Origin of the sequence: Phytoactinopolyspora endophytica, assembly GCF_004138495.1 — a bacterium.
GTDB classification, from domain to species: domain Bacteria; phylum Actinomycetota; class Actinomycetes; order Jiangellales; family Jiangellaceae; genus Phytoactinopolyspora; species Phytoactinopolyspora endophytica.
Genome location: NZ_ML142858.1, coordinates 106,400 through 114,269, shown reverse-complemented (window position 1 = coordinate 114,269; position 7,870 = coordinate 106,400). Strand labels below are relative to the sequence as shown.

Genomic DNA, 7,870 nt, shown 5'->3' with positions numbered 1-7,870 from the left:
TTTCGGCTCCATTTTCGGCGGTGGAGAGTCCAGCGGTGACGAGTCCGGCGGCGAGCGGTCCGAAGGCAGCGAACTCGCCGAGGGCGTTCCTGAGGACCTGTCCGAGCTCTCGGACGAGGAGTTGGCCGAGCTGGCCCAGGGCCTCGACGGGCTCACCGACGAAGAGCGCGCAGAGATCGAGAAGCTGCTCGAAGAGATGCCCGACATGTCCGATCTGCTCGATGAGGCGGAGAATCCCGACCTGTCGGCCGGCGCCGAGATCGGGGCCGACGACGGCGACGGCGGGTCGGACGACTCCACGGACGCGGAGTTCACCGACCCGAACGACGACACCGGGAGCGGTGAGCTGGAAGAGTCCAGGCAGCCGGGTAACCCACCGGCCTACATGTGCGACGTCATCCCCACCGCCGAGATGAGCGGCATGCTGGGCTTCGAAGTCACCAACACCCTCGAGGCCGAGTACCCGTCAGAGGAGTGCTTGTTCGACGTCGACGGGGAAGCGGTCGCGTCCGTCCAGGCCTACTACGGCCTCGTGAACACCGACCCGGCCTTATACATCGAAGAGCAGACGGCGGATCTGTGGGACTACAGCGACCAGCTGTACGGCTGGGGCGACGCCGCCCGGTACGGCTCGGTCTCGGACGGCACGTACGGCGCCATCGCAGTCGCCGAGCACAGGTCGGACTCCGTCGTGCTGCTGTTCATGTGGATGTACGGCGAGCCGAGCGAGAGCATGCTGGACACCGGCGCGACGATCGCCGAACTCGTGCTGCCACGGATCTGACCGCGAGCTCTCGCGGCGTGGGACAGGCGCCTTCGCGAGGACGGAACGGTGCACGGACTTCATGGGTGGTGCGGACAGCCTAGACTCGGGTAGATGACGGTGCTCGAAGATGCGCGGCTGGCCGACGTCACGTCGTCGGAGGCGTCGCTGCGCCGGTTCCTGCATGGACTGCCGAACGTGGACCAGGTCGGGGCCGAAGCCCGGGCCGCGACGCTGAGCACGCGGTCGATCAAGACGACGGCCAAAGAGTTCGCGATCGACCTGGCGATCTCCATGATCGACCTGACCACCCTCGAGGGGCAGGACACGCCCGGCAAGGTCCGGGCCCTGTGCTCGAAGGCGCAACGCCCGGACCCTACCGATTCGAACGTGCCGCAGGTCGCCGCCATCTGCGTCTATCCCGACCTGGTCGCTACCGCCAAGGAGGCCCTCGGCAGTAGCGGTGTCAAGGTCGCCAGCGTGGCGACCGCGTTTCCCTCCGGCCGCACCAGCCTGTCCGTCAAGCAGGCGGATACTCGCGACGCGGTCGGTGCCGGTGCCGGTGCCGACGAGGTGGACATGGTCATCGACCGCGGCGCCTTCCTCGCCGGCCGGTACGGCCAGGTCTTCGAGGAGATCGTCGCGGTCAAGGAGGCCTGTGCCGGCGCCGACGGACCAGGCGCGCACCTCAAGGTGATCCTGGAGACCGGTGAGCTCGCCACATATGACAGCGTCCGCCGCGCCTCCTGGCTGGCCATGCTGGCCGGCGCCGACTTCATCAAGACCAGCACCGGCAAGGTCGCCCCGGCGGCGACGCTGCCGGTCACACTGGTGATGCTCGAGGCGGTCCGCGACTTCCGCGCCGCCACCGGTCGACAGGTGGGCGTCAAACCAGCCGGTGGCATTCGGACCAGCAAGGACGCAATCCGGTACCTGGTGCTGGTCAACGAGACCACGGGCGAGGACTGGCTCAGCCCGGACTGGTTCCGCATCGGCGCGTCGAGCCTGCTCAACGACCTGCTCATGCAGCGGCAGAAGCTGAAGACCGGCCGCTACGCCGGCCCCGACTACTTCACGCTCGACTAGTCCCGGACGCGGCTTTGCCCCACGAGGAGGCGGGATGGCACTAGAGTCCGAGGACCGTCCGTCGGACTCGCCGTACATCGCGCGCGTCTGGCGCGGCTATGCCACCGGTGTCGAGCAGATGACATCGGTGGCTGTGTCCAACTGGGAGATCGTCTTCTGGGAGCACCACGGCCTCCCGCACGTCGCCCTCCGTGGGCCGGAGACCGTGGCAAGCATCGCCGATGTGCCCGACGACTCGCACTCGTTCGGCATCAGTTTCTCGCATGGAACGTCAATACCGCATCTGCCGGCACGACAACTGGTCGACGCGCAGCTGGAGAGTCCCCACGTCACCGCAGAGACCTTCGTGCTCCGGGGCAACGAGTGGGAGGTCCCTGACTTCGAGAACGCCGAGGAATTCGTGGCGCGGCTGGTACGCGAGGGGGTGCTCGTGCGCGACCCGGTCGTCGACGACGTCGTCGCCGGCGAGCTGCCCAAGACCGGCGCACGCTCGGTGCAACGTCGGGTCGCGGCGTCGACCGGTCTCACCCAGAGCGCGATCCGCCAGATCGAGCGTGCCCGTCAGGCGGCAATCCTGCTCGGCGAGGGCACGTCGCCGCTTGATGTCGTGCGGCGGCTCGGCTACTACGACCAGCCGCACCTGTCGAGGTCGCTCGCGCGTTTCATCGGCCGCACGGCTACCCAGCTACAGCGGCAGGACGGAGCGGAGCCGCTGTCGCTTCTGTACAAGACGGAAAGGTGATCGATCCCTACAGTGAGCGTGACGCGGCGTCAGCCCCGCACCGAGACACATCAAGGAGACACGCATGGGATCGATCACGTCCACCCTCTTCATCTCGCTCGACGGCGTCATCGAAGCGCCCGAGACGTGGCACTTCGATTACTTCGATGAGGAGATGGGAGAGGTCGTCGGCACGCTGATGGGCGAGACCGACGCCACTCTCCTGGGCCGGCAGACGTACGACGAGTTCGCCGGCTACTGGCCGGATGCCGACCCCGCCGACCCGCTCACCGCGCAGATGAACGACGCCCGCAAGTACGTCGTGTCGAACACGCTCACCGAGGCGACGTGGCAGAACTCGAGCGTCATCAGCGGTGACATCACGGCCGAGCTGACCGCGCTCAAGCAGGACATCCGGCTGGGCACGACGGGCAGCGCCACCCTGGTCCGCTGGATGCTCGAGGCGGGTCTGATCGACGAACTGCACCTGCTGGTGCACCCGGTCGTGGTCGGCGGCGGCAAGAAGCTGTTCGCCGACGGCGCGAAGGTCCCGCTCGACCTCGTTAGCTCGACGACATTCAAGACCGGCGTCCTGCACCTGGTCTACGCCCCGGCTACCCGCTGACCACTGTCGCAGCATCACCACGGAGGAAATCGATGGGAGCACTACACGTACACGAGTTCATGACTCTCGATGGAGTGATCGACGAACCCTCGTGGACGTCCGGCTACGACTTCGACCCCAGGATGGAAGAGGTTCTGGACGCGGTCACGGAACGGTGCCGAGCCATCCTGCTCGGGCGCACGACCTACGAGATGTTCGAACCGTCGTGGTCGACGCGGACCGCGGACGACGACGCATTGGCCCCGTTCTTCAACGACACGGCCAAGTACGTCGTCTCGGCGACGCTCACGACTACGACGTGGAGAAACTCGAAGATCATCGGCCAATACGATCCCACCGTGATCCAGACCCTGAAGGAAGAGGCCGGCGGCGACATCTTCACCAGCGCCAGCGGCACACTGGTCCGAGCGATGCTCGCGGACGGCTTGGTCGACGAGTTGCATCTGTTCGTCTATCCGCTCACCCGCGGGTCCGGTCCGCGGCTCTTCGCGGAGGGCGCCGAACCCGGCACCATGTCGCTTGTGGGCTGCGAGTCGTACGAGAACGGTGTGCTCTACCTGACGTATCGACCGCAGGCGTGAGGCCACCTCCTCCCACGGGTACCGCGCGGCACATCCCATGGACACCCGCGAGGACACCCGAACGGTGGTTGTAGCCGTATATCCTCGTTGAGACGATCCGCGTGATCCAGGGCTGCGAGGAGTCATCATGGAGGTTGTCGAGTTCACCCCAGAGCGCGAGCAGTACGCCTGGACGTTCGGCGGTGTTCCACCGATACGCAAGGTGACGCCTGGGACGCTGATGCGGCTGTGGACGGAAGACGCCTTCAGCGGTCGGTTGCAGAGCTCTTCGGACCGGCCCAGCGAGAAGCTGGACATGCGCGAGGTCAATCCACAGACCGGGCCGTTCTACGTCGAGGGCGCCGAGCCAGGTGACACGCTCGCCCTGCATATCGTCGGCCTGGAACCGGCCAGGGACTGGGCGGCGTCCGCGACGATCCCGTTCTTCGGCGGCCTCACCAGCACCGACCGCACCGTCACGCTGCAGGAGGCGTTGCCGGAGCTGACCTGGATATACCAGCTGGACCGGGAGCGCCAGACCGTGCGGTTCGAGGCGCTACGCGGGGAGCTCCAGCTGGACCTGCCGGTGGCGCCGATGCTCGGCACCGTCGGTGTCGCCCCCGGTGGCCGGGAGGTACGCACGTCGCTGGTCCCGGATATGTTCGGGGGCAACATGGACACGCCCGAGATGCGTGCCGGGTCCACCTGCTACCTAGGGGTGAACGTCGAAGGCGCGATGTTCTCCGTCGGCGACGGGCACTATCGGCAAGGCGAGGGCGAGTCGTGCGGCACCGCCGTGGAGGGCGCGATGAACGTGACCCTCATCGTGGAGCTCATCAAGGGGCATGCTCCGGTGTGGCCGCGGATCGAGCACGATGACCACTACATCGTCGTCGCGTCGTCTCGCCCGCTCGAGGATGCGTGGCGGGCCAGCCAGGCCGGCATGATCGCGTGGCTGGGCGAGCTGTACGGGCTCGACCGGCTCGACGCCTACCAGCTGCTCACGCAGATCAGCGAGTCTCCGCTCGCCAACGTCGTCGACGCCAACTACAGCGCGGTGACCAAGGTCGCCAAGCGGCTCCTGCCGATAGGCGACGCGTACGACGGCATGCACCGGCATCTGCGGGGCCATGCCGCCACGTTGTGACGACCCGGAACCGCCCACTTCCCCACGACGAGGAGATGCGCGATGGACCTGCAACTGTCCGGAAAGAAGGCACTGGTCACCGGCGGCACCAAGGGCATTGGGCGGGCCACCGTCGAGATGCTCGCTGGTGAGGGTGCCTCCGTGTCTTTCTGCGCGCGGACCGAGAGCGATGTCAAAAGCGCGGCCCGGGAGTTCGAAGCGTCGGGACGCCAGGTATTCGGCGAATCGGTGGACGTTCGCGACGGCAGCGCACTGGCCGGATGGGTGGAACGTTCCGCCGCTGAGCTGGGCGGAGTCGACATCGTCGTGGCCAACGTCAGCGCGCTCTCGATCGGTCCGGAGGAAGAGAACTGGCAGAGTAGCTTCGAAGTCGACTTGATGCACACGGTCCGCACGGTGAACGCCGCCATGCCCTATCTCGAGCGCAGCACGTCTGCTTCGATCGTGGCGGTGTCCAGTGTGTCCGGCCGCGAAGTGGACTTCGCGGCGCCCGCGTACGGCCCCATGAAGGCCGCGATCATCCACTACGCGCAGAGCCTCGCATTCCAGCTGGCGCCGAAGGGTATCCGGGCGAACAGCGTGTCGCCAGGCAACACGTTCTTCGAGGGCGGCGTCTGGAACCAGATCAAGGACGGCAACCGAGAGCTGTACGACGAGGCGCTCGCTCTGAACCCCACGGGACGGATGGCCAGACCAGACGAGATGGCCTACGCGATCACGGTGCTCGCCAGCCCACGTGCGTCGTTCATCACCGGGACGAACCTCGTCGCCGACGGCGCCCTGACCCGCGGCGTCCAGCTCTGACGCAAAGAGCTAGGCATGTCACAAGCTCATGCCGCAAAGGGTGTGCCCGAAAATGTAGTGTCGCCCGATAACGTGCGCCCGATGCCAAAGATCACATTGAGACCACGCCACATTTTGACTCTGCTCACCATCGGCGCCTTCGCGCTCGTCGGCTGTAGTGACGATGGGGAGGACTTCAACTCCATCCTCGGTGGCGGATCCGCCAGCGAACAGGGCGGAGCCGGAGACCAGCAGCAGCCGGGGGACCTCCCCGAGGACATCTCCGGGCTCTCTCAGGAAGAACTTGTTGAGCTGGCAGAACAAGGCCTCGAAGGACTCACCGAGGAACAGCGAGCCGAGATCGACAAGATGCTCGAAGAGGCAGAGCTCTCAGATCCGTCGGCTGGTGCCGAGCACGGCGACGAATCCACCGACAGGCAAGATCAGCCTGGCAGCGACCAGGGCGATGGCGACGATGGTTCCGCTCACCTCGAGGGTGCGCCCGAGAGGATGTGCGACCTCATCAGTCCCGCCGAGATGAGCACTGCGCTGGGCGTTGCGGTCACCACCGACGTGCAGCCCGAGGCCCCGGAGTCGGAGTGTCTATTCGATGTGGACGGAGTGCCCGTCGCGTCGGTCCAGGCCTATTACGCGCCACTGAGCAAGGGTATAAACGAGTTCTTCGACGAACAGACCGTCCATCTGTGGGGCCGGTACAGCAGCGAGCAGCTCCTCGGCTGGGGCGGCATCGCCCGGTACGGATCGATATCCGGCGGTGAGCACAGCGCTATCGGTCTCGCCCGACCCACCGGACGCAACTCGTTTGTGGCGATGATCATCTGGATGGAGGGAGATGCAGACCGGGCCATGCTCGAAAAGGGAGCCAGGATCGCAGAGATCGTCGTACCACAACTCTGATCACGTACCCGTGATGGCCGGCGTCCCTTGCATGCCGACGGAGCCCTGATCCGCGGCGTCCAGGTCTCACGCTTGGGCGGCGACGCCGGTAGCCTGGGGTGCTATGGCGAAGTTCGAGTACGCGCCGGCACCGGAGTCGCGCGCCGTCGTCGACATCAGAAGCTCCTACGGGCTGTTCATCGGCGGTGAGTTCGTCGATCCGGCCGGCGGTACGTCGTTCAAGTCGATCAACCCGTCCAACGAAGAGGTCCTCGCGGACATCGCGGAGGCCGGTGAGGCGGACGTCGACGCCGCGGTGAAGGCCGCTCGCAAGGCCTACACCCAGACCTGGTCGAAGCTGTCCGGCCGGGACCGCGGCAAGTATCTTTTCCGCATCGCCCGGATCATCCAAGAGCGCGCCCGCGAGCTGGCCGTCTTGGAGTCGCTCGACAACGGCAAACCGATCCGCGAGTCCCGCGACGTGGACATCCCGCTGGTCGCCGCCCACTTCTTCTACTACGCGGGCTGGGCGGACAAGCTCAGCTATGCGGGCTTCGGGCCCGATCCACGGCCGTACGGTGTCGCCGGGCAGATCATCCCGTGGAACTTCCCGATGCTGATGCTCGCGTGGAAGATCGCGCCGGCCCTGGCGACCGGGAACACCGTGGTCCTCAAGCCGGCCGAGACCACTCCCCTGACCGCGCTGCTCTTCGCCGAGATCTGCCAGCAGGCAGACCTGCCACCTGGGGTGGTGAACATCCTGACCGGTGCCGGCGAGTCCGGACGGATGCTGGTGCAGCACCCGGACGTCGACAAGGTGGCGTTCACCGGGTCCACCGATGTCGGCAAGGCGATCGCACGCAGCGTGGCCGGCACCCCGAAGAAGGCCACGCTGGAACTCGGCGGCAAAGCGGCGAACATCGTCTTCGACGACGCGCCGATCGACCAAGCCATCGAGGGCATCGTCAACGGCATCTTCTTCAACCAGGGACACGTCTGCTGCGCCGGCTCCCGGCTGCTGGTCCAAGAGTCCGTGTACGACGACGTGCTCACCAGCCTCAAACGCCGCCTCGGCACGCTGCGCGTCGGCGATCCGCTGGACAAGAACACCGACGTCGGCGCGATCAACTCCGCCGAGCAGCTGGCCCGCATCCGCGAGCTCTCCGAGGTGGGCGAAGCCGAGGGCGCCGAGCGGTGGTCACCGGAGTGCGAGCTGCCGGACCGAGGCTTCTGGTTCCCGCCGACGGTCTTCACCGGGGTCTCCCAGGCGCATCGGATCGCCCGTGAG

The 7,870-nt window shown here is 66.6% G+C and carries 8 protein-coding genes and 1 pseudogene; all 9 read left to right on the top strand.

Annotated elements, in window-relative coordinates:
- Positions 1–784: pseudogene (locus ELR45_RS19545) on the top strand (hypothetical protein); the annotation flags it as partial.
- 93 nt (positions 785–877) lie between these two features.
- Positions 878–1,849 carry a deoxyribose-phosphate aldolase gene (gene deoC / locus ELR45_RS19540; RefSeq protein ID WP_129667864.1) on the top strand — a complete coding sequence of 324 codons (972 nt, stop codon included), beginning with the start codon at positions 878–880 and terminating at the stop codon, positions 1,847–1,849.
- A gap of 34 nt (positions 1,850–1,883) precedes the next feature.
- Complete coding sequence (locus tag ELR45_RS19535) at positions 1,884–2,591, top strand: helix-turn-helix domain-containing protein (RefSeq protein ID WP_129667863.1); 708 nt, start codon at positions 1,884–1,886, stop codon at positions 2,589–2,591.
- 64 nt (positions 2,592–2,655) lie between these two features.
- Positions 2,656–3,195, top strand: coding sequence for a dihydrofolate reductase family protein (locus ELR45_RS19530; RefSeq protein ID WP_129667862.1), 540 nt, complete (start codon positions 2,656–2,658; stop codon positions 3,193–3,195).
- Between the two features lie 32 nt (positions 3,196–3,227).
- Complete coding sequence (locus ELR45_RS19525) at positions 3,228–3,776, top strand: dihydrofolate reductase family protein (protein WP_129667861.1); 549 nt, start codon at positions 3,228–3,230, stop codon at positions 3,774–3,776.
- Positions 3,777–3,903: 127 nt separating this feature from the next.
- Complete coding sequence (locus ELR45_RS19520) at positions 3,904–4,902, top strand: acetamidase/formamidase family protein (protein WP_129667860.1); 999 nt, start codon at positions 3,904–3,906, stop codon at positions 4,900–4,902.
- Positions 4,903–4,944: 42 nt separating this feature from the next.
- A complete protein-coding gene (locus ELR45_RS19515; protein ID WP_129667859.1) occupies positions 4,945–5,706 on the top strand; it encodes an SDR family NAD(P)-dependent oxidoreductase in 762 nt (253 codons plus the stop codon).
- Between the two features lie 81 nt (positions 5,707–5,787).
- Positions 5,788–6,603 (top strand): DNA-binding protein, encoded by an 816-nt coding sequence (locus ELR45_RS19510; RefSeq protein WP_129667858.1) that lies wholly within the window; start codon positions 5,788–5,790, stop codon positions 6,601–6,603.
- Positions 6,604–6,706: 103 nt separating this feature from the next.
- The coding region (locus ELR45_RS19505) for an aldehyde dehydrogenase family protein (protein WP_240759886.1) at positions 6,707–7,870 on the top strand (1,164 nt) is incomplete at its 3' end.